This window comes from Pseudomonas sp. SWRI154 (genome assembly GCF_014268645.1).
Lineage (GTDB): Bacteria > Pseudomonadota > Gammaproteobacteria > Pseudomonadales > Pseudomonadaceae > Aquipseudomonas > Aquipseudomonas marvdashtae.
The window spans coordinates 53,541-74,349 of the sequence record NZ_JABWQW010000031.1 but is presented as its reverse complement, the minus strand read 5'-3'; the positions used below and the strand labels follow the sequence as shown (position 1 = coordinate 74,349).

At 60.6% G+C, this 20,809-nt stretch carries 18 protein-coding genes, 3 tRNA genes and 1 pseudogene; 7 read left to right on the top strand and 15 right to left on the bottom strand.

The window, feature by feature from the left end:
* Positions 1–12: 12 nt before the first annotated feature.
* The 3 genes from HU806_RS22495 to HU806_RS22485 form a co-directional block, all read right to left on the bottom strand.
* A tRNA-Val gene (locus HU806_RS22495) sits at positions 13–88 on the bottom strand.
* 176 nt (positions 89–264) lie between these two features.
* Positions 265–341 (bottom strand) — tRNA-Asp (locus tag HU806_RS22490).
* 17 nt (positions 342–358) lie between these two features.
* Positions 359–434, bottom strand: a tRNA-Val gene (locus HU806_RS22485).
* Positions 435–594: 160 nt separating this feature from the next.
* Here HU806_RS22485 and rdgC point away from each other — a divergent pair.
* The 3 genes from rdgC (at position 595) to sugE (ending at position 3,051) form a co-directional block, all read left to right on the top strand.
* On the top strand, positions 595–1,515 hold the full coding sequence (rdgC, locus tag HU806_RS22480; protein ID WP_186614501.1) for a recombination-associated protein RdgC: 921 nt from the start codon (positions 595–597) through the stop codon (positions 1,513–1,515).
* Between the two features lie 140 nt (positions 1,516–1,655).
* A complete protein-coding gene (locus HU806_RS22475) occupies positions 1,656–2,621 on the top strand; it encodes a bile acid:sodium symporter family protein (protein WP_186614499.1) in 966 nt (321 codons plus the stop codon).
* A gap of 115 nt (positions 2,622–2,736) precedes the next feature.
* Positions 2,737–3,051 carry a quaternary ammonium compound efflux SMR transporter SugE gene (gene sugE, locus HU806_RS22470; RefSeq protein ID WP_186614497.1) on the top strand — a complete coding sequence of 105 codons (315 nt, stop codon included), beginning with the start codon at positions 2,737–2,739 and terminating at the stop codon, positions 3,049–3,051.
* Positions 3,052–3,096: 45 nt separating this feature from the next.
* Here sugE and HU806_RS22465 read toward each other — a convergent pair whose 3' ends face one another.
* The 3 genes and pseudogenes from HU806_RS22465 to HU806_RS22455 form a co-directional block, all read right to left on the bottom strand.
* Positions 3,097–4,971, bottom strand: a complete 1,875-nt coding sequence (locus HU806_RS22465) for an MFS transporter (RefSeq protein ID WP_186614495.1) — start codon at positions 4,969–4,971, stop codon at positions 3,097–3,099.
* Positions 4,972–5,052: 81 nt separating this feature from the next.
* A complete protein-coding gene (locus tag HU806_RS22460; protein WP_186614511.1) occupies positions 5,053–6,201 on the bottom strand; it encodes a TDT family transporter in 1,149 nt (382 codons plus the stop codon).
* 104 nt (positions 6,202–6,305) lie between these two features.
* A pseudogene (locus tag HU806_RS22455) lies at positions 6,306–6,392 on the bottom strand (cupin); the annotation flags it as partial.
* Between the two features lie 161 nt (positions 6,393–6,553).
* On the opposite strand from HU806_RS22455, the gene HU806_RS22450 reads away from it, so the two are divergent.
* Complete coding sequence (locus HU806_RS22450; protein ID WP_186614493.1) at positions 6,554–10,024, top strand: hybrid sensor histidine kinase/response regulator; 3,471 nt, start codon at positions 6,554–6,556, stop codon at positions 10,022–10,024.
* Between the two features lie 132 nt (positions 10,025–10,156).
* Here HU806_RS22450 and HU806_RS22445 read toward each other — a convergent pair whose 3' ends face one another.
* On the bottom strand, positions 10,157–11,542 hold the full coding sequence (locus tag HU806_RS22445) for a DNA recombination protein RmuC (protein ID WP_186614509.1): 1,386 nt from the start codon (positions 11,540–11,542) through the stop codon (positions 10,157–10,159).
* A gap of 175 nt (positions 11,543–11,717) precedes the next feature.
* Positions 11,718–12,041, bottom strand: a complete 324-nt coding sequence (locus HU806_RS22440) for an SEL1-like repeat protein (RefSeq protein ID WP_186614492.1) — start codon at positions 12,039–12,041, stop codon at positions 11,718–11,720.
* 903 nt (positions 12,042–12,944) lie between these two features.
* On the opposite strand from HU806_RS22440, the gene HU806_RS22435 reads away from it, so the two are divergent.
* From HU806_RS22435 to HU806_RS22425, 3 genes are all read left to right on the top strand, one after another.
* Positions 12,945–13,169: a hypothetical protein gene (locus HU806_RS22435; protein ID WP_008051046.1), complete on the top strand. Its 225-nt coding sequence runs from the start codon at positions 12,945–12,947 to the stop codon at positions 13,167–13,169.
* A 276-nt stretch (positions 13,170–13,445) separates the two neighbouring features.
* Positions 13,446–13,928, top strand: coding sequence for a hypothetical protein (locus HU806_RS22430; RefSeq protein WP_186614490.1), 483 nt, complete (start codon positions 13,446–13,448; stop codon positions 13,926–13,928).
* A gap of 144 nt (positions 13,929–14,072) precedes the next feature.
* Entirely contained in the window at positions 14,073–15,347 is a 1,275-nt protein-coding gene (locus tag HU806_RS22425) for an OmpP1/FadL family transporter (RefSeq protein ID WP_186614489.1), read from the top strand.
* Positions 15,348–15,450: 103 nt separating this feature from the next.
* Here the strand turns inward: HU806_RS22425 and HU806_RS22420 are convergent, their stop codons facing one another.
* From HU806_RS22420 to cobU, 7 genes are all read right to left on the bottom strand, one after another.
* Positions 15,451–16,002 (bottom strand): glutathione peroxidase, encoded by a 552-nt coding sequence (locus tag HU806_RS22420; protein ID WP_186614487.1) that lies wholly within the window; start codon positions 16,000–16,002, stop codon positions 15,451–15,453.
* 183 nt (positions 16,003–16,185) lie between these two features.
* Positions 16,186–17,394: an MFS transporter gene (locus tag HU806_RS22415; RefSeq protein ID WP_186614485.1), complete on the bottom strand. Its 1,209-nt coding sequence runs from the start codon at positions 17,392–17,394 to the stop codon at positions 16,186–16,188.
* Between the two features lie 52 nt (positions 17,395–17,446).
* Positions 17,447–17,851 carry a MarR family winged helix-turn-helix transcriptional regulator gene (locus HU806_RS22410; RefSeq protein ID WP_186614483.1) on the bottom strand — a complete coding sequence of 135 codons (405 nt, stop codon included), beginning with the start codon at positions 17,849–17,851 and terminating at the stop codon, positions 17,447–17,449.
* A gap of 72 nt (positions 17,852–17,923) precedes the next feature.
* The gene (locus HU806_RS22405; protein ID WP_186614507.1) at positions 17,924–18,655 is read right to left on the bottom strand and encodes an adenosylcobinamide-GDP ribazoletransferase; all 732 of its coding nucleotides are present in this window, start codon (positions 18,653–18,655) and stop codon (positions 17,924–17,926) included.
* A gap of 2 nt (positions 18,656–18,657) precedes the next feature.
* The gene (cobC, locus tag HU806_RS22400) at positions 18,658–19,233 is read right to left on the bottom strand and encodes an alpha-ribazole phosphatase family protein (RefSeq protein WP_186614481.1); all 576 of its coding nucleotides are present in this window, start codon (positions 19,231–19,233) and stop codon (positions 18,658–18,660) included.
* Complete coding sequence (gene cobT / locus HU806_RS22395) at positions 19,230–20,285, bottom strand: nicotinate-nucleotide--dimethylbenzimidazole phosphoribosyltransferase (protein WP_186614479.1); 1,056 nt, start codon at positions 20,283–20,285, stop codon at positions 19,230–19,232. The genes cobC and cobT overlap by 4 nt, the downstream gene beginning before the upstream one ends.
* Positions 20,282–20,803 carry a bifunctional adenosylcobinamide kinase/adenosylcobinamide-phosphate guanylyltransferase gene (gene cobU, locus HU806_RS22390; protein WP_186614477.1) on the bottom strand — a complete coding sequence of 174 codons (522 nt, stop codon included), beginning with the start codon at positions 20,801–20,803 and terminating at the stop codon, positions 20,282–20,284. The genes cobT and cobU overlap by 4 nt, the downstream gene beginning before the upstream one ends.
* Between the last annotated feature and the right edge of the window lie 6 nt (positions 20,804–20,809).

Sequence of the window (20,809 nt, the reverse complement as noted above, 5' to 3'; positions counted from 1 at the left end):
ACATTGAAAGTTTGGTGGGTGATGACGGGATCGAACCGCCGACATTCTGCTTGTAAGGCAGACGCTCTCCCAGCTGAGCTAATCACCCTTCACTTTCGATGCGGTCCGCATTCTCTCACAGTTTTTTATAACGTGCTGATTTAATTGAAAAATTAGCAAAAAAAATGATTCATGCGTACCGCGGGGAAACTGCAAACAGCAAAAAGCCCGCGTTAGCGGGCTTCTTGTGGTGACCTGGCGTTCAGTGTTCCAGGTCACCGAATATGGCGCAGCGGACGGGACTCGAACCCGCGACCCCCGGCGTGACAGGCCGGTATTCTAACCGACTGAACTACCGCTGCGCGTAACATTGAAAGTTTGGTGGGTGATGACGGGATCGAACCGCCGACATTCTGCTTGTAAGGCAGACGCTCTCCCAGCTGAGCTAATCACCCTTCGCTTTCGGTGTGGCGCGCATTCTACGGAGCACTCCCTAAGCTGGCAAGCACTTTTTAAATTAATTTTCTCAGCTCTTCCAAAGGCTTAGCTAAGGGTTGGCCTATGGCGCCGCGAAGAGAATAATGCCCCCCTTTGTATAAAGGAGAGACTCACCCCATGTGGTTCAAGAACCTGCTTATCTATCGCCTGACCCAAGATCTGCCTGTTGATGCCGAGGCGTTGGAAACTGCACTGGCGACCAAACTGGCACGCCCATGTGCAAGCCAGGAGTTGACCACTTACGGTTTCGTCGCGCCCTTCGGTAAAGGCGAAGACGCGCCCTTGGTGCATGTCAGCCAGGATTTCCTGCTGATCGCCGCGCGCAAGGAAGAACGCATCCTGCCCGGCAGCGTCGTGCGTGACGCCGTGAAGGAAAAGATCGAAGAGATCGAAGCCGAACAAATGCGCAAGGTCTATAAAAAGGAACGGGACCAGATCAAGGATGAAATCATCCAGGCGTTCCTGCCTCGTGCATTCATCCGTCGCTCGTCCACGTTCGCCGCCATCGCGCCGAAACAGGGCCTGATCCTGGTCAACTCCGCCAGCCCGAAACGCGCCGAGGACCTGCTTTCCACCCTGCGCGAAGTCATCGGCACGCTGCCGGTACGCCCGCTCACCGTGAAGACGGCCCCGACCGCGATCATGACCGACTGGGTCAAGACTCAAAAAGCCGCAGACGACTTCTTCGTGCTGGACGAATGTGAACTGCGCGACACCCATGAAGACGGCGGCATCGTTCGTTGCAAGCGCCAGGACCTGACCAGCGACGAAATCCAACTACACCTGAGCACTGGCAAGGTCGTGACGCAGCTGTCACTGGCCTGGCAGGACAAGTTGTCCTTCGTGCTCGACGACAAAATGGTAGTCAAGCGTCTGAAATTCGAGGACTTGCTGCAGGACCAGGCGGAACAGGACGGCGGCGACGAAGCCTTGGGCCAGTTGGACGCCAGCTTCACCCTGATGATGCTGACATTCGGTGAGTTCCTGCCGGCGCTGGTTGAAGCGTTGGGCGGTGAAGAGATTCCGCAGGGAATCTAACGGCAGAAATTGTTCTTTGAAAGCAAGCCCGCCCGCGATGACGGTCGATCATCCACAGAAATGTGGGCCGACAATCCGTTATCTTAAGCAGGCTCGCTTTCATGTCGGGTTGTGCTGCAATTAATAATAAGGATCAGGTCATGCGCGCACTGGTTGCATTGAGTCGTTTTGTCGGCAACACCTTCGCTTACTGGGTACTGCTGTTTGCGATAGTGGCGTTTCTATTTCCGCAATGGTTTGTCGATCTGAAAGTGGCCATTGTGCCGTTGCTTGGCCTGGTGATGTTTGGCATGGGCCTGGCCCTGAAGACCGAGGATTTTGCCGAAGTGGCCCGCCATCCGGGACGCGTCGCCCTGGGCGTTGCTGCTCAATTCGTGATCATGCCAGGCACCGCGTGGCTGCTTTGCCAGATATTCAGCCTGCCGCCGGAAATTGCCGTGGGGGTGATCCTCGTTGGCTGCTGCCCGAGCGGCACATCCTCCAACGTCATGACCTGGCTGGGTCGCGGTGACCTGGCCTTGGCCGTGTCGATTTCGGCCATCACTACCCTGATCGCCCCGGTGATTACCCCGGCGCTGATCTGGCTGTTGGCCTCGGCCTGGTTGCCGGTGTCGTTCTCGGCGCTGTTCTGGTCGATATTGCAAATAGTCTTGTTGCCGATCTTCCTTGGCGTCGTCGCCCAACGTTTGCTGGGTGAACGGGTTCGCCTCGCAGTCGATGTGTTGCCGTTGGTGTCGGTGGTGAGCATCGTGATCATCGTCGCTGCAGTGGTAGCGGCCAGTCAGGCGAAGATCGCCGAATCCGGCCTGCTGATCATGGCAGTAGTGATGCTGCATAACAGCTTCGGCTACCTGCTGGGGTATTTCACCGGGCGCCTGTTCGGATTGCCACTGGCCCAGCGCAAAACCTTGTCGCTGGAGGTGGGCATGCAGAACTCCGGCCTCGGCGCGGCCCTGGCCAGTGCGCACTTTTCGCCGCTGGCGGCGGTGCCCAGTGCACTGTTCAGCGTCTGGCACAATATTTCCGGCGCGTTGTTGGCAACCTACTTCCGGCGCATGAGTGAAAAGCACGACCGCGAGCTGCTTGCCCGCCAAGCGGCGGACTGACCGGAAGACTTGACCGAATAGTCAGCATTGGGCATTCTTCGCCCAATGCGGGGACGACCCCGCAACTGCACAGCGTTTTATCCGGGGACGACCCCATCCATCGATGAGGTGTGTGATGTCCTGGATCATTCTGTTTTTCGCTGGCCTGTTTGAAGTCGGCTGGGCTGTCGGCCTGAAATACACCGACGGTTTTTCCCGCCCTCTCCCCACTGCATTGACCGTTGCGGCCATGGTGATCAGCCTTGGCCTGCTGGGCCTTGCCATGAAAGAGCTGCCGCTGGGCACCGCCTATGCAATCTGGACCGGCGTCGGTGCCGTGGGCACGGTGATCGCCGGGATCATTCTGTTTGGCGAGTCAATGGCGCTGATTCGGTTGGCCAGCGTGGCGTTGATCATTGCCGGGCTGATCGGCCTCAAGGTCAGTACCTGAACCGAATGCAGGAGCCGGACCTACCGGTTCCTGCATCGTTTTGCGTTACCGGACGGCGCCGCGCAGCTCTCCCACCATCGCCTGCAACTTCGCAGGCTCAGCTGTCTCGACCGCAACCGCCGAACCCGCCACCAGGGTCACTCGCGACCAGAACCGGCGAAAAAGCCCCTTGTCCGGATCGCGGCTGAAGAAGCTGCCCCACAAGCCCTGCAACGCCAAGGGAATCACTGGCACCGGGGTTTCCTGGAGGATACGTGTCAGGCCGCTCTTGAACTCATTGATCTCACCGTTGGCGGTCAATTTTCCTTCAGGAAAGATGCACACCAGCTCGCCGTCCTTCAGGTACTGGGCGATTCGGCTGAAGGCCTTTTCATAGATCTGGATATCTTCCTGGCGCCCGGCGATCGGAATTGTGCCCGCGGTGCGAAAGATAAAGTTCAGGACCGGCAGGTTGTAGATCTTGTAATACATCACAAAACGAATCGGCCGACGCACCGCGCCGCCGATCAGCAAGGCATCGACAAAGGACACGTGATTGCACACCAACAGCGCCGCGCCCTCATCAGGAATCGCTTCAAGGTTGCGATGCTCCACGCGGTACATGGAATGGCTCAGCAGCCAGATCATGAAACGCATGCTGAACTCGGGAACGATCTTGAAGATGTAGGCATTGACGCCGATGTTCAGCAGCGACACCACCAGGAATAGCTGCGGGATCGACAGTTTGGCCAGGCTGAGCAAGACGATGGAAACGATCGCCGAGACCACCATGAACAGTGCGTTGAGGATGTTGTTGGCGGCAATCACCCGCGCCCGCTCGTTCTCCACGGTACGCGACTGAATGAGGGCATAGAGCGGCACGATGTAGAAACCGCCAAAAATCCCTAGGCCAAGAATGTCGATCAGCACCAGCCAGGCATGCCCGAACCCCAGGATCTGCAGCCAGCCGTGGCCATCGACACTGTCGGGGATTGCACCGGAATGCCACCACAAGAGCAGCCCGAACACGGTCAATCCGAAGGAGCCGAACGGCACCAGGCCGATCTCCACTTTGCGCCCCGAGAGTTTTTCACAGAGCATCGAACCCAGGGCGATCCCCACCGAAAACACGGTAAGGATCAAGGTCACCACGGTTTCGTCACCGTGCATCCACTCCTTGGCGTAAGCCGGAATCTGCGTGAGGTAGATCGCCCCGACAAACCAGAACCACGAGTTGCCGACAATGGAGCGGGAAACCGCCGGGGTCTGTCCCAGGCCCAGCTTCAACGTTGCCCACGACTGGCTGAAGATGTTCCAGTTCAAGCGCATCTGCGGCGAGGCCGCCGCCGCCCGTGGAATGGCGCGGCTGGCCAGGTAACCGGCCACGGCGATGGCGACGATGGCCACCGACACCACCGGCGCGTAGTGCGCCGACGACATCATGATCCCCGCGCCGATGGTGCCCGCAAGAATCGCCAGGAACGTGCCCATTTCCACCAGGCCATTGCCGCCGACCAGTTCATCCTCGCGCAATGCTTGCGGCAGGATCGAATATTTCACCGGCCCAAACAGCGCCGAATGCGTGCCCATGGCAAACAGCGCCACCAGCATCAGCCACAAATGATCGAACAGGAAACCCAACGCGCCGACCGCCATGATCGCGATTTCGCCGAGTTTGATCAGGCGAATCAGCGCGTCCTTGGCAAACTTTTCTCCGAATTGACCCGCCAACGCCGAAAACAGGAAGAACGGCAGGATGAACAGCAGCGCGCAAAGGTTGACCCAGATCGAGCGATCGCCCTCGATGGTCAGCTTGTAGAGGATGGCGAGGATCAGCGACTGCTTGAAAATATTGTCGTTGAACGCCCCGAGGGACTGCGTGATGAAAAACGGCAGGAAGCGCCGCGTGCGAAGCAAGGTGAACTGCGAAGGGTGACTCATCTTCCATGTTCCTGAGTGGCGTGGACGCTTATTGGAATGACGCTTTTTCGATCCAGGCCACACATTACCTGTCTTTGACGATTATTTCGCCAGCCCCGCAATGCAGGGCGACACAAACAACTCACCGTGCCAGGCGCCCAGTAACGTGCGCCAGCCAACGATCAGCCACATCACCGCCAGCAGCGCCACCAGCGCACAACCGAACATACTGAAAAAAACCAGGCCGAGCAGGCTCGCCAGCTTCAGCGTCGTCAGGGCGAATACGCCCAGCGGAAAGGTAAAGCCCCACCAGCCGAGATTGAACGGGATGCCCTCGCGCAAGTAGCGCGCGGTGATCAGCAGCGCCATCGACATCCACCAGAAACCGAAGCCCCACAGGGTGACGCCGGCAACCAATCCTAGCCCTGAGGCGACCTCGCCCACGCCCGGCAGGCCATTGGCGGCGAAAATAATCGGCGCGTCGCCCCCCAGCAGCAACATGCCCAGGGCGCCGGTCCCGATGGGGCCGAGGGCCAGCCAGCTCGAAGCGGCCATGTTCTCGTGGGGCAGTTTGTGCAAGGCCATGCGCAACAGCAGAATGGTCAGGATGCTGAACGCCACCGGCAGGGAAAAGGCCCAAAGCACGTAGCTGGTCACCAGCATGACCAGTTGTGAATGAACCTCGGCGAGGTGCGGCGCCAACAGCCCGCCGCTGGCAGCAGCCACTTCGGCGGCGACTACGGGCAGCAGCCACACGGCAGTCATCTGGTCGATGCGGTGTTCCTGGCGGGTAAACATCAGGAACGGAATCAGCACGCCGCAGGCCAGCGACATCGCCACGTCGACCCACCACAACACCTCGATCAACGGCAGCACACCCTCGCCCCAACGCGGCACGCCGAACACCAGGAAACCATTGATGATCGTCGCCAGCCCCATGGGAATGGTGCCGAAGAACATCGACACGGTTGAATGTCCGAAAATCCGCCGGGCCTCGTCGAAGAAAAGCACCCAGCGAGCGGCGTAAAGTCCCGCGAACAAAACGAAGAGCAGAATATTGAACAACCACAGCCCTTCGGCCAGCGCGTGCAAACCGGGGTTGGGCCCTGGCAGTTGCGTCAGGGCCAGGGCCAGCACCCCGGTGCCCATGGTCGCGGCAAACCAGTTCGGGGTGAATTGTCGAATCACCTCCAATGGCCTGGGCAGGTGGCTAAGGGGTCGCAAGGGATATTTTTCGGCACGGCACGTCATGGTCATTTCCTCTCCTCGGACGAGGTGAGGCCATGCTAGATCCGAAAAGAATATCTATATAACGGGTAATTTCTCTATGGGTTATCTATTCACCAGATAACACCTCAAACGCTGCCCTCAGTCTCGATTACCAGAATTCTCGCTTCGCCCATAGGTCTGGCCACATGCTCGGTACCCACGGATGCGTAGAAATGGATTTGCTGCGAATGATTTTCAAGAGGACGTCCGTGAAAAGGCTTGGGCACCAAGACTAGCCACACGCCCCGACCTTGGTCGACACTGACGAACCCGAGCGGGCATGCGAGACTGTTGTGCCGGGCTCAAGCCCGGGCGTATTTGTCTGGGAGTTTCCATGTCGCTGTCCAGCGGGCTGATCGCCATCGTTGCCCTGGCCTATATGGCCATCATGTTTGCCATCGCCTTCTACGGTGATCGGCGCAGCACGCCGTTGCCACCTCGCGTGCGGGCCTGGGTCTATAGCTTGTCGCTGGCGGTGTATTGCACCAGCTGGACGTTTTTTGGCGCCGTGGGCCAGGCCGCCGAACAGCTCTGGTCATTCCTGCCGATCTACCTCGGGCCAATCCTGCTGCTGGTGTGTGCGCCGTGGGTCCTGCAGAAAATGGTGATGATCAGCAAGCAGGAGAACATCACCTCCATCGCCGACTTCATCGCCGCCCGCTATGGCAAATCCCAGTCACTGGCAATTGTGGTCGCGCTGATCTGCCTGGTCGGCGTATTGCCCTACATTGCCTTGCAACTCAAGGGCATCGTGCTTGGAGTGAACCTGCTGATCGGCGCGGGTGCCGATGCAATGGGCACCCGTGCCCAGGACACGGCGCTGATCGTTTCGCTGATCCTGGCGCTGTTCACCATCGTGTTCGGCACGCGTAACCTGGATGCCACCGAACACCACCGCGGCATGGTGCTGGCGATTGCCTTCGAATCGCTGGTCAAGCTGTTCGCCTTCCTGGCGGTTGGCGCGTTCGTTACGTATGGCCTCTATGACGGCTTCGACGATCTGTTCAACCAGGCGATGCTCGCGCCTCGCCTGGAGCAATACTGGAAAGAAACCATCAACTGGCCATCCATGGTGGTGCAAACAGGGGTGGCGATGATGGCGATCATTTGCCTGCCCCGGCAATTCCACGTCACCGTGGTGGAAAACATCGACCCTCAGGACCTGCGCCTGGCCAAGTGGGTATTTCCCGCCTACCTGGCCCTGGCCGCGCTATTCGTGGTGCCGATCGCACTTGCCGGACAAATGCTGCTGCCCAGCTCGGTGCTGCCGGATTCGTTCGTCATCAGCCTGCCACTGGCCCAGGCTCATCCTGCCCTGGCGGTACTGGCATTCATCGGCGGCGCCTCGGCCGCCACCGGCATGGTCATCGTCGCGAGCGTCGCCCTGTCGACCATGGTTTCCAACGACATGCTCCTGCCCTGGCTGTTGCGCCACAACAACGCCGAGCGGCCTTTCGAAGTGTTCCGCCAGTGGATGCTGTCGGTACGTCGGGTAAGTATTGTCGTGATCCTGCTGCTGGCCTACGTCAGCTATCGGCTGCTCGGTTCGACGGCGAGCCTGGCGACCATCGGCCAGATCGCCTTCGCCGCCGTGACGCAACTGGCGCCCGCCATGCTCGGTGCGCTGTACTGGAAGCAGGCGAACCGACGCGGTGTGTTCGCCGGCCTCGCCACCGGGATTTTCCTTTGGTTCTACACACTGGTGCTGCCGATCGCCGCCCACAGCCTGGGCTGGTCGCTGGGCAGTTTCCCCGGCCTGGCCTGGCTGCACGGCAATCCACTGGACCTGCCGATCACCCCATTGACGCAAGGCGTGGTCTTGTCGCTGGCCGGCAACTTCATTCTGTTCGCCTGGGTCTCGGTGTTGTCGCGCACTCGCGTGTCGGAACATTGGCAGGCCGGACGGTTTATCGGCCAGGAGATCAACGCTCGCCCCAACCCGCGCTCGATGCTGGCGGTGCAAATCGATGACCTGTTGCAACTGGCTGCTCGCTTCGTCGGCGAAGAACGGGCGCGCCAGAGCTTTATCCGGTTCGCCTATCGCCAAGGCAAAGGCTTCAACCCGAGCCAGAACGCCGACAGCGAATGGATCGCCCACACCGAGCGCCTGCTGGCCGGTGTGCTGGGGGCTTCTTCGACGCGGGCGGTGGTGAAAGCGGCGATCGAAGGCCGCGAGATGCAACTGGAAGACGTCGTGCGGATCGCCGACGAAGCGTCCGAGGTGTTGCAATTCAACCGCGCGCTGCTGCAAGGCGCGATCGAAAACATCACGCAGGGCATCAGCGTGGTGGACCAGTCCCTCAGGCTGGTGGCGTGGAACCGTCGCTATCTGGAGCTGTTCAATTATCCCGACGGCCTTATCAGTGTCGGCCGGCCGATTGCCGACATCATCCGCTACAACGCCGAGCGCGGCCTTTGCGGTCCTGGCGAGGCGGAAGTCCATGTTGCGCGGCGCCTGCACTGGATGCGCCAGGGACGCGCGCACACCTCGGAACGGCTGTTTCCCAACGGCCGGGTGATCGAGTTGATCGGCAACCCGATGCCCGGTGGCGGATTTGTCATGAGTTTTACCGACATCACCGCGTTCCGCGAAGCTGAAAAAGCCTTGACCGACGCCAACGAAGGGCTCGAGCAGCGGGTCGCCGAACGTACCCGCGAGCTGTCGCAACTGAACCTGGCGCTGACCGACGCCAAAGGCACGGCCGAAGCGGCCTATCAATCCAAGACCCGCTTCCTCGCCGCCGTCAGCCATGACCTGATGCAACCCCTCAACGCCGCGCGCCTGTTCTCCGCGGCGCTGTCCCATCAGCACGAAGGCTTGCCGAGCGAAGCCCAGCAATTGGTGCAACATTTGGACAGTTCGTTGCGCTCAGCCGAAGATCTGATCACCGACCTGCTGGACATCTCCCGACTGGAAAACGGCAAGATCAACCCTGATCGCAAACCGTTCGCCCTCAACGACCTGTTCGACACCCTCGGCGCCGAGTTCACGGTGCTGGCGCGCGAGCAAGGCCTTAAATTCCGGGTTCGCGGTTCACGCCTGCGGGTAGACAGCGACATCAAGTTGCTACGCCGTGTCCTGCAGAACTTCCTCACCAACGCCTTCCGCTACGCCAAGGGACCGGTGCTGCTGGGCGTACGCCGCCGCGACGGCGAGCTGTGCCTGGAGGTCTGGGATCGCGGGCCGGGCATTGCCGAAGACAAACTGCAGGTCATCTTCGAAGAATTCAAACGCCTCGACAGCCATCAGACCCGCGCCGAGAAAGGGTTGGGCCTGGGCCTGGCAATTGCCGACGGGCTGTGCCGCGTGCTCAGCCACTCGTTACGGGTCCGCTCCTGGCCGGGGCGCGGCAGTGTGTTCAGCGTCAGCGTGCCGTTAGCCCGAACCCAAGCCATCGAGCCCCACATCGCGCCCGAACCCAACGGCCAGTTGCCCAGTGGCGCACAGGTGCTGTGTGTCGATAACGAAGACAGCATCCTGATCGGAATGAACAGCCTGCTGACCCGCTGGGGCTGCCAGGTACGGACGGCGCGCAACCGCGAAGAATGCGAACGCTGGCTTGCCCAGGGGATCCGTCCGCAATTGGCGCTGGTGGATTTTCATCTGGACGACGGCGAGACCGGTACCGAGCTGATGGCCTGGCTGCGCACGCGCATGGGCGAACCGGTGCCGGGGGTGGTGATCAGTGCCGACGGCCGGCCCGAGACGGTGGCGCAGGTGCATGCGGCAGGCCTGGATTACCTGGCCAAACCGGTCAAGCCGGCGGCGTTGCGGGCGTTGTTGAGTCGGCATTTGCCGCTTTAGAGAGCCACTGCATTCTATCGTGGCGAGGGAGCTTGCTCCCGCTGGACGCGCAGCGTCCCCTTGCGGTGTGTCAGGCAAATCCAGAGGGCCGCTGCGCAGCCCAGCGGGAGCAAGCTCCCTCGCCACGGGGGGTCAACCTTGAGAGGGCTCGGCTTCTTCCGGCAACTCAGGCAACCCATCCACATCCGCCATCGCTCGCTCCAGCAACTCGGGCGGTAAGCTCTTGCTGGCCCGGGCACCGAGCAATTTCAGCTGTTCGCTGCGGCTGATCAGGTTGCCGCGCCCTTCTGTCAGCTTGTTGCGTGCGGCGCTGTAGGCTTTGTCCAGCTGTTGCAAGCGGCTGCCGATTTCGTCCAGGTCTTGAATGAACAGGACGAATTTGTCGTATAGCCAGCCTGCCCGCTCGGCGATTTCCCGGGCGTTCTGGCTTTGGCGCTCTTGCTTCCACAAGCTGTCGATCACCCGCAACGTCGCCAGCAAGGTGGTCGGGCTGACAATCACGATGTTGCGATCGAACGCCTCCTGGAACAGGTTCGGCTCAGCTTGCAGCGCGGCAGAAAATGCCGCTTCGATCGGCACGAACAGCAACACGAAATCCAGGCTGTGCAACCCGTCCAGGCGCTTGTAATCCTTGCCAGCCAAGCCTTTGACGTGAGCGCGCAACGATACGACATGTTGCTTGAGGGCAAGCTGGCCGATGGCGTCGTCTTCGGCGGCGACGTATTGCTGATAGGCCGTCAGGCTGACCTTGGAGTCGACCACCACTTGTTTGTCGCCGGGCAGGTAAATCAGCACGTCAGGCTGGAAACGTTCGCCGTCCGGGCCTTTGAGACTGACCTGAGTCTGGTATTCGCGGCCCTTTTCCAAACCGGCATGTTCGAGCACTCGCTCCAGGATCAGCTCGCCCCAGTTGCCCTGGGTCTTTTGTCCCTTGAGGGCACGGGTCAGGTTGGTGGCTTCATCGCTCAGGCGCAGGTTCAGCTGTTGCAGCCGCTCCAGTTCTTTGCCCAAGGAGAACCGTTCGCGCGCCTCGGCCTGATAACTTTCCTCGACGCGTTTTTCGAAGGACTGGATGCGTTCCTTCAGCGGATCGAGCAATTGCCCCAGGCGCTGCTGGCTGGTTTCGGCGAAACGTTGTTCACGCTCATCGAAGATTTTCCCGGCCAACTCGGCGAACTGGGCCCGCAACGCATCTCGCGAACCTTGCAGGTCATCCAGGCGCTGCTGATGGCTTTCCTGCTGCTCGCGCAATTCGGCCTGCAACGAAGCCGCGTGGGCATCGAGGCGTCGCAGTTCCGCTTCTTTATTGGCGCGCTCCAGGTTCCAGGCATGGGCCGCGTCCCTGGCGTTGTCGCGCTCGACCTGCAGCAACTCGACCTCGCGACAGGCGGCGGCAAGTTCGGCTTGCTTGGCGGCATTGGCCTGGCTCAGGTCACTGATCTCGTCACGGCAAGCGTCGAGTTGGGCGTTCAGCCCATCGTGGGCCATGTGGGCCGTGCTCAGGCGCTCTTCGAGCAATGCCCGCTCAGTCTGCGCGGCAGTGGCCCGGCGTTGCAGGTGCCAGGCCAGCGCCAGCAACGGCATTGCTGCGCCCGCCAGGCCTAGCAACAGGCTGGTCAAATCCAAAGCCATGACAGTTCCTGCCGATCAAATAAAGCCCGAAGGTTAACCAAGCAGCCAGGCGTTGCCCAGCTCAGTCTTCGATTTCACCCAGCGCCAGGCGGGCGCGGTGATCGCCGGCCCGGGCGGCTTGGCGTAACAAGTCGTGGCCGATGCGCCGGTCCCGCGCATTACCGCACTCGCGACACATCAGTTGCCCGAGGCGACTTTGTGCGGCCACTACGCCTTCTCGAGCCGGTTGCTTGAGCAAACGGCCGGCCAGATGCTTGACGCTGGGGCGTTCTCCCAGGCGTGGGCTATCCAACAGCCACTCGGCGACTCGCATCGACATGCGCTTGGGTGGGGTAACACCAGAGGGTTCGGAGGTAACAGGATTTGATACTGAGCGAAACTTCATGACGCACTACGGGACAGATCGGAAGGCGCGCCACTCTACTCCTTTTTTCGTCCGGGTAAAGTCGAAAAAAACCAGCACGCCCGTGCTAGAGCAAGCGCTTGGGACAATCCACAGAAGCTGTGGATAACTCAGTGGACAACCTACCCTGAACTGTCCGCAAGCCCTGTGGAACGGGGCCTGCGCTCAAACTGACGATTTTTTCACCAGTCAAAAAAAGCGATGTTTTTCATTGACTTAAATTTTGGATACAGGCACCCACCCCCGATTGTCGCCACATGACAATACGGTGACAGCCCGCACCGGGAGTGTGTACAAGTAACATGCGAAGTGGTTATATCGCCGCGCTTTGTTGGCACATACGACGCGGAAAACCCTGTGGACAACCGCAGTTCCCTGGCATCGGGCCATTATTCTCGCCGCGCCTGGCCCGGACTGGATCTTTTTTGACCAGAGCCCTTCCTTTCCACGATTCGATCCGTTAGTATCCGCGGCGTTAGTACCAAGCTGAAAGTCAATTCTGGGTCGGAAACATCTCTGCGGTCAGCCATCCTCAAAAGGACGCCTTACCGAAAAAAGAGACCGCCCCCCTCGATGGTTTCCAGGTAATCCTTGCGCCAATACACTTCGAACGAATGCGAAGCGTGCTGCCAGGCTCACTACTCTGACCGAACCAACCTGCAAAATTGATCAGGATCTCCACCCTGGGCCCAGAACCTTTGCCCTTGATGTGCTGCCTGCCCTCCTAAGTACCTACCTGCCAGCCCAAGCGCGCACTCATATAGCGCTCAAACTGGCTGCTTTGTTCCAGTCGGGTTCTTCGTTCGACCAACGGTGGTCGACGTTACTGGAACGTTTTAACGTTGCACGGTTCTTAACCGTGTCATTTGTAGGAACACCCATAACATGTCTACTCAAATCCAGACACAAGATGCGATCCGCACCCTAACCAACGCTTTTGCCCCAATGAACTGCCTGATCATGGCCGCTCGCAAAGGCTGCTTCAGCTTCACGCTGGTCAATGAACACGGCATCGCTCGTCATAGCGAACGCTTGTATCCCGACCAGTACTCCAGCGCAGAGCCGCTGCAGGCCGTGATCGAGCGTACCCGTCAGGCACTGGTTGCCTGAGACGCCAGACAGCTGAAAACCTCAAAGGCCCCGCCCAAAACGCGGGGCTTTTTATTGCCCAAAGTTTCTCGATAAAGCGCAACGGCTTAAGCACAAACCGCTATAACAGTCATAACCGTTCGACGAACTTGGTTTAAAAACAGGCCTTTACAGCACAGATATGACACTACACTTCAACTCGAGCGGCATGATCCGCTTTCGGCGAAGCCTGATCCGATCCACTCGCTGCCAAGCCCTTACCGTCAGGCTTCGCCCATTTCCCATCTCGAGGGTTTTATGGGTATCGCCGCCAGCGAACTGTGTAGATACGTGATCCGCCCGACGCTCCTTTATCTGGGGCGTCACAGCACCACCGCGGAAACCTTGTTGCTGGGTATTGCCGCCAGCCAGTCCGGCCTGGGAGCTGCCCTGCATGATCGCCGCGGACACGGTTTGTACCGCATTACCGAAACTCGCCATCAAGCGCTCTGGGACGATTATCTGGCGCTGGATCCGGAACGTGCCAGCCTGATTCGCGGCCTGGCAAGCCAACATGCGTTCCTGAGCAGCCCCCATCTGGAATTGACCGTCAACCTGCGCTACGCCACCGCCATCGCCTGGTTGTTGGTCGAAGAACAAGCCTCCCCATTGCCCAGTGCCGACGATTTGCTCGGCATGGCCCGGATCTGGCGGCAGACTTTTCACCCTCAAGGTCGCCTGCGAGATTTCACCTGCGCTTGGCAAAACTGTGTTTCACCGCTGAATCAGGTGGCTTGCTGAATGGAATAACGGAAAGTTCCTACAAAAGCGTCGACTTTGGTCGGATTGTCCTACAAAACCCCTCTAAATCAAGCCATACAAGCTATAGCGCTTGACCAAAAATGTTGGTAATTTTCGCCCCGGTGATCACCTGGAGTTCTAACAATGAAAAAAATGATGCTCAAAACCACCCTTGGCCTTGCCGTTACCTTGGCATCCACCCAAATTTTCGCCAGTGGCTTTGCCTTGAACGAACAAAGCATCAGTGGCATGGGCACTGGCTTCGCGGGTCGTTCTTCTTCTGCCGATGATGCGAGCACCGTGTTCGGCAACCCTGCCGGCATGTCGCGCCTCAAGCGCCAACAAGTTACCGGTGGTTTCGCTGTCATCGACGCGTCCACCGATCTCAGCGACACCAGCGGCACCCAGTCCGGCACCAACGATGGCGACATGGTCCCGTTCACTGGCGTTCCGATGGGCTACTACGTCAAGCCTATCGATGATCAATGGGCCTTCGGCCTGGGCGTCTACGCCCCGTTTGGCCTGATCACCGACTATGAAAACAGCTTCCAGGGCCGCAATTTCGGCAGCAAGAGCGAAGTGAAGGTCGTGACCTTCCAGCCAACTATCAGCTACGCCTTCAACGACAAGGTGTCGATTGGTTTTGGCCCGACTATCAACCGGATTTCTGGTTCGTTGGAGTCGTCGCTGACTACGCCATTCTCGCCTAACGACGGTAATGTCCAGATCAAGGGCGACGACATTGGCTACGGCTATAACATTGGCTTGCTGGTCCAGGCCACCGACACCACCCGTGTCGGCCTGACCTACCACTCCAAGGTCAAGTACAAGCTTGAAGGCCACACCGAAGTGAGCCCGGGCGCTGGTACGCCTGGCTTCCTGTTGAGCGGTGATCGTTATGACGCCTCGCTGGACATCACCACCCCTGAATCGGTAGATTTTTCGGTCACCCAGCAAATCAATGACGCCTGGACTGTCTACGCCGGCAGCACCTGGACCCGCTGGAGCCGCCTGAAAGAAATCACCGTGAATAATGACGTAACGAGCGGCGGCGCCCTGAACCCAACCCTCTTCGGCACCATCACCGAAGAACAGAACTGGCATGACACCTGGGCCTATGCCGTCGGTACCTCCTACCAGTTGAACAAACAGTGGGTACTGCGCACCGGCTTGACCTTCGACCAGTCGCCTGCCAACAACACCGACCGCTCGCCACGCATTCCTACCGGCGACCGGACCATCTTCAGCCTGGGTGCCGGCTGGAGCCCAACCGAAGACCTGACCATCGACGTGGCCTATTCCTACCTCAAGGAAGAAAAAGTCAGCGTCAACCGCAGCAACGCTCTGGGCCAGGCCTACAACGCCGAATACGAAAACAGCGCCAACGGCTTCGGTGTCGGGGCAACCTACCGCTTCTGATGATTCACGGCGAGGCTGACTGTAACCAGACAGCCGCTCGTCACCTGAAGCGAAAAAAAGCCCCGCTCTCTGCAAAGAGGCGGGGCTTTTTCGTGGCTGGCGATCAGGGCTTGGAAGCGATGGCCGTTTCCACTGCCTTGATGAAATCAGGATCGTCTGGCTTGACCCGGCTGGAAAAACTGCCGACCACTTTGCCCTGGCGGTCCACGACGTACTTGTAGAAATTCCATTTCGGCGCGCTGGATTGTTCGGCCAAGTGCCTGAACAAGGGAATGGCGTCGGATCCCCGTACCGGTTGCGGCTCGGTCATGGTGAAGGTCACGCCATAGTTGACGTAGCAGACCTTGGCCGTCTCCGCGCCATCCTTGGACTCCTGTTTGAAATCATTGGACGGTACGCCCAGCACCTCAAGCCCTTCGCCCTTGTAGCGCTGGTTCAGCGCTTCCAGTCCCTTGAACTGTGGAGCGAACCCACAGAAGCTGGCGGTGTTGACCACCACCAAGGGCTTGCCGGCGAAACGCTGGCACAGATCGACGGTTTCCTTGGCCCGCAACTTCGGCAATGAGCCTTCCAGCAACGGCGGGCATTCTGCCGCCCATACGTGCCCGGACACAGCCAGCAGCAGGGCGGGAACAGCAAGCCAACGCATCAGCATGTCGGATTTTCCTTGTAAGCCTGTCAGACCAAGACGTTACTCCGCCGCGACAGGTGCCGTCCATCAATCAGCAGCTACCCATGCCCAGTTGCATCAAGGCCAGCCCGCCCTGGTGCCAGCCCCACCAGGCGAACGCCAGCAGCAGCGCCGCACCGGCCGCGAGCAACCATGGGCCGACGCGACTCATGCCGCACCGGCCTGGACTTGCAGACGCGCCACCGGACGTTCACGCACCGGCCAGTTCAGCGCCGCCGCCAGCAGGCTGAGCAAGATCGACACTTGCCAGATCAAATCGTAACTGCCGGTGCGGTCATACACCACGCCGCCCAGCCAGCCGCCGAGGAATGATCCCAACTGGTGAAACAGGAACACGATCCCACCCAGCATCGACAAATTTCGTACACCAAACAGGGTCGCCACCGTGCCATTGGTCAACGGCACCGTCGACAACCACAAGAAGCCCATCGCCATTCCGAACACGTAGGCCGTGGTGGTGGTCACCGGCAGCCACAGGAACAGGCCGATCACCACCGCTCGCGCCAGGTAAAGCCCGGTCAGCAAGCGTGGCTTGGACATGCGCCCGCCGAGCCAACCGGCGGTGTAGGTACCAAAGATATTGAACAGCCCGACCAGGGCCAGCACGGTGGTGCCGACGCTGGCGGGCAGGTGTTGGTCCACCAGATAGGCCGGCAGGTGTATGCCGATGAACACCACCTGGAAGCCGCAGACAAAAAAGCCCACGGCCAACAGCCAGAACCCTGAGTGGCCGCACGCCTCGCGCAACGCTTCGGAGAGGGTTTGCTCGCTGCCGCTCAGTGGCGCCGGCGCATCTTTCAACATGCTCACCAACGGCACGATCAACGCCACCAGCAGCCCCAGCGCCAGCAGCGCGGCGGACCAACCGAGCCAACCGATCAGACCCAACGTGCCCGGCAACATGGCGAACTGGCCAAACGAGCCGGCGGCACTGGCGATGCCCATGCCCATGCTGCGTTTTTCCGGCGGCACGGCGCGTCCGACCACGCCGAGAATTACCGAGAACGACGTGCCGGACAGGCCGATGCCGATCAACAGGCCAGCGCTCAACGACAGCGACCATGGCGAATCGGCCATGCCCATCAACACCAGCCCGAGTGCGTAGAGAACGCCACCGATCAACACCACTTTCGCCGCCCCGAAGCGATCGGCCAGCGCGCCGGTGAACGGTTGCGCCAGGCCCCAGATCAGGTTCTGCAAGGCAATGGCGAAGGCGAACACCTCGCGGCCCCAGCCGAATTCGGCGCTCATGGGCGCGAGGAACAGGCCGAAGCCATGCCGCACACCCAACGACAACGCCAGGATCAGCGCACTGCCGACCAGGACCCAACCACAGGTACGCCACATCGATGTCATTGTTATTCTCCGGTCGCGGGTATATACCCACTTATCATCGGACGAACCGGCGTCACGCCAGTTCATCCAGCAAGGCCAGTAAGGTCGCGCGTTTCTCGGCGCCGAGCTTGTCGATCAGTTTCTGTTGCGCCGCTTCCCAGGCCGGCAACGCCGCCGCCAACCGCGCATGCCCTGCCTCGGTGAGCACGACGATACGGTTGCGCAGGTCGTCGCCCTCGGCCAAGGTCACCAGCCCCTCGCCTTCCAGCACCCGCAGGTTGCGCCCCAGGGTGCTGCGGTCCAGGCCCATGGCCTCGGCCAACGAGGAAATGCTCGGCTGGTCCAGGCGCACCAGATTATTGAGCAAAGAATACTGGGCGACGTTGATCCCGAAGCCGTCGAGAGCGCCGTCGTAATACCTGCTGACGCCACGAGCGGCACGACGCAGGTTGATGCACAGACATTGGGAAGGAAGCATGGTGCGTGTATATACCCGCGAATGAATGAATGCAAATTTAATTCAACGGTTGCGCGCCGGCAATGACCGGATTCAGCCCAACGCCAGCGTTACCAGAACGACCATTTCCAACAGCTCCAGCATGGCGCCGGCGGTATCGCCGGTGCATCCCTGCAGCCGGCGCAGCATCAGCTGTCGCAACCCGAAAAATGCCAGCGCGGCAACCGCCAGCGACCATAGCCCTGCCCAACCCGCCACCCATACACAACCCAGCGCACAGGCGGCCAACACCTGCCAGCCCAGGCGCCGCGGAAGATGATCGGCAAGCGCTTGGCCTAAACCACCGGCGCGCACATAGCGCGTCGTCAGGAACAACCCCAGCAATGCACCACGCCCTACCACCGGCACGACGAGCAGCGCCAACGTCTGCTCCTGCTCAATCAGCGCCACCAGCGCGGTCCATTTGAGCAGCAACACCAGCACCAGCGTCACGACAGCAATCGGCCCGCTGCGAGGATCCTTCATGATCAGCAACGTGCGCTCGCGATCGCCGAAACCACCAACCCAGGCATCGGCACTGTCAGCCAGGCCATCCAAATGCAGCCCGCCGCTGAGCAACACCCATGCCGCCAGCAACAGTGCGGCATGAAGCAGCAAGGGCGCGCCGAGCAACAGCGCATCGAGCAACCACAGCACACCACCGAACAACAGCCCCACCAAGGGGTAAAACAGCAGTGAACGGCCCAGTTCTTCAGGCTCGGGCATGCCGGGCAGGCGAACCGGCACGCTGCTCAGAAATTGCAAGGCAATCCAGAAGGGCAGCATCATCAATCCGCCTCTTCAAGCACGGAGCCGGCCGACACGGAAAGGGAAAACAGCGCGCCGTGGCCGACTTCGACATTAAGCAACTGCTCGCGCGGCAGGCCACGTGCCCGAGCCAGCAGCAGGCGCATCACGCCGCCGTGGCTGACCAGCAAGACACGCTGCCCAGCGTAGGCCAGGTGCAAGCGTTCGATCGCCATCAAGACACGCGTCGAAAATTCGAGCACCGGCTCGCCTTCGGGCGGCGTGAAGGCATAAGGATCTGCCCAGAAGCGGCCAAGGGCTTCGGCGTCGGTCTCCATCAAAGCCGCCGCGCTGCGGCCTTCCCAGGCGCCGAAATGCAGCTCTTGCAGATCTTTTTCCACCTGCACCGGCACGCCGAGCCGGCTGCCGAGCTGCTCAGCGAAACGAGCGCAGCGCTGCAACGGCGAACTCACCAAGCGATCCCACGGCCCGCCTCGTGCGACCGCCGCGTGCATCTGCTCCCAGCCCCTGGCCGTCAACGCATCGTCGAGGCTGCCGCGCAGCCCGCCGCCCAGTTCGGTTTCGCCGTGACGCAGCAGGTCCAGGTGCAAGGTCATGCCGGACGATCCGCCACGGCCGCTTCGGCAAACGTCGCCATTTGCCCGTGAAGGTCACAAGCCAGGCGCAACAGCGGCACCGCCAACGCCGCACCACTGCCCTCGCCGAGGCGCAAACCGAGATCCAGCAGCGGTTCGGCGCCGAGGGTTTCCAGCACATGGCGATGACCTGGTTCGCCACCGCGATGAGCGAACAGCAACCACGGCCGGCATGCGGGATTGAGCCGCACCGCCACCAGGGCCGCGACACTGCAGATGAACCCATCCACCAGCACGGCGATGCCCTGCTGGGCGCAGGCCAGATACGCACCGACCAATGCTGCAATCTCAAAACCGCCGAGGTTGAACAAGGTCTGCAACGGATCCTCGTTCTGGGCCTTGTGCAGCGCCAGCGCGCGTTCGATCACCAGAGTCTTGCGGCTGATACCCGCCGCATCCAACCCCGTGCCCGGCCCAACCAGATGGGCTACCGGACATTCGAGCAAGGCACAGGCCAAGGCGCTGGCCGCCGTGGTGTTGCCGATGCCCATCTCGCCGCCGATGAACAATTGCGTCCCGGTCGCCAAGGCGCGCATTGCGCTGTCGCGCCCGGCTTGCAAGGCCTGTTCGCCCTGGGCAAAGGTAATGGCCGGGCCCTGGACGAAATTGGCGGTGCCAGGCCCCACGTTCAAATGGCGCACGCCGGGCAGGTCCAACGAGGGCGTGACAGTGCCCAAGTCGACCACTTCCAGCGAGGCGCCCAATTGCCGAGCCAGGACACTGATGGCCGCGCCGCCGCTGACGAAATTGAGCAGCATCTGCCCGGTCACTTCCTGGGGAAAGGCCGATACGCCCTCAGCCACCACACCGTGGTCACCGGCAAAAATCGCGATCCACAGCTGGTCCAGGCTTGGCTTGACCTGCCCTTGCAGGCCCGCCAGTTGCACCGCCACCGACTCCAGCCGTCCCAGGGAGCCGGCCGGTTTGGTCAGTTGTTGCTGACGGGCCGCGGCCTGCTCCAGCGCTTGGGGATCAACAGGCTTGCACGGTTCCAGCCACCACCGGTGATTCATAACGCAGTACCTTTGAGAGTCAGGGGCAGGCCAGCAACGGTCAGCACGACGCGCTGACAACGTTCGGCCAGGGCTTGATGCAGCCAACCGGCTTCATCGACGTAACGGCGAGTCAATTCGCCCAGCGGCACGACACCCATTCCGGTTTCGTTGCTGACAAAAATGATTTCACCGGGCAGCGAGTCGAGGCAGCTCAACAGTGCTTCGCGCTCGGCGTTCAGTTGCTTGGGATTGTCGAGCATCAATAGATTGGTCAGCCAAAGGGTCAGGCAATCCACCAGCAGGCATCGATCGCTGGCGGCGTTATCGCGCAGCACCCGCGCCAGCGCCAACGGCTCTTCCAGCAACGCCCATTCCACCGGACGTCGAGCGCGGTGCTGGGCGACACGCTCGTTCATCTCGCCGTCCAGCGGTTGGCTGGTGGCGATGTAAGTCACCGGCAATCCTGTGTCCGTGGCGAGTTTTTCAGCCAGGCGACTCTTGCCGGAGCGGGCGCCGCCGAGGATCAGTTGCAGCATGTTTTT

Coding starts and splice junctions, on each gene's coding strand:
- HU806_RS22410 (WP_186614483.1), bottom strand. CDS start 17,851: ATGCTTCCTTCCCAATGTCTGTGCATCAACCTGCGTCGTGCCGCTCGT.
- HU806_RS22415 (WP_186614485.1), bottom strand. CDS start 17,394: ATGACATCGATGTGGCGTACCTGTGGTTGGGTCCTGGTCGGCAGTGCG.
- HU806_RS22465 (WP_186614495.1), bottom strand. CDS start 4,971: ATGAGTCACCCTTCGCAGTTCACCTTGCTTCGCACGCGGCGCTTCCTG.
- HU806_RS22450 (WP_186614493.1), top strand. CDS start 6,554: ATGTCGCTGTCCAGCGGGCTGATCGCCATCGTTGCCCTGGCCTATATG.
- HU806_RS22435 (WP_008051046.1), top strand. CDS start 12,945: ATGTCTACTCAAATCCAGACACAAGATGCGATCCGCACCCTAACCAAC.
- HU806_RS22420 (WP_186614487.1), bottom strand. CDS start 16,002: ATGCTGATGCGTTGGCTTGCTGTTCCCGCCCTGCTGCTGGCTGTGTCC.
- cobC (WP_186614481.1), bottom strand. CDS start 19,233: ATGACCTTGCACCTGGACCTGCTGCGTCACGGCGAAACCGAACTGGGC.
- HU806_RS22430 (WP_186614490.1), top strand. CDS start 13,446: ATGGGTATCGCCGCCAGCGAACTGTGTAGATACGTGATCCGCCCGACG.
- rdgC (WP_186614501.1), top strand. CDS start 595: ATGTGGTTCAAGAACCTGCTTATCTATCGCCTGACCCAAGATCTGCCT.
- cobT (WP_186614479.1), bottom strand. CDS start 20,285: ATGAATCACCGGTGGTGGCTGGAACCGTGCAAGCCTGTTGATCCCCAA.
- HU806_RS22405 (WP_186614507.1), bottom strand. CDS start 18,655: ATGCTGCCCTTCTGGATTGCCTTGCAATTTCTGAGCAGCGTGCCGGTT.
- HU806_RS22425 (WP_186614489.1), top strand. CDS start 14,073: ATGAAAAAAATGATGCTCAAAACCACCCTTGGCCTTGCCGTTACCTTG.
- HU806_RS22475 (WP_186614499.1), top strand. CDS start 1,656: ATGCGCGCACTGGTTGCATTGAGTCGTTTTGTCGGCAACACCTTCGCT.
- sugE (WP_186614497.1), top strand. CDS start 2,737: ATGTCCTGGATCATTCTGTTTTTCGCTGGCCTGTTTGAAGTCGGCTGG.
- cobU (WP_186614477.1), bottom strand. CDS start 20,803: ATGCTGCAACTGATCCTCGGCGGCGCCCGCTCCGGCAAGAGTCGCCTG.
- HU806_RS22440 (WP_186614492.1), bottom strand. CDS start 12,041: ATGAAGTTTCGCTCAGTATCAAATCCTGTTACCTCCGAACCCTCTGGT.
- HU806_RS22460 (WP_186614511.1), bottom strand. CDS start 6,201: ATGACGTGCCGTGCCGAAAAATATCCCTTGCGACCCCTTAGCCACCTG.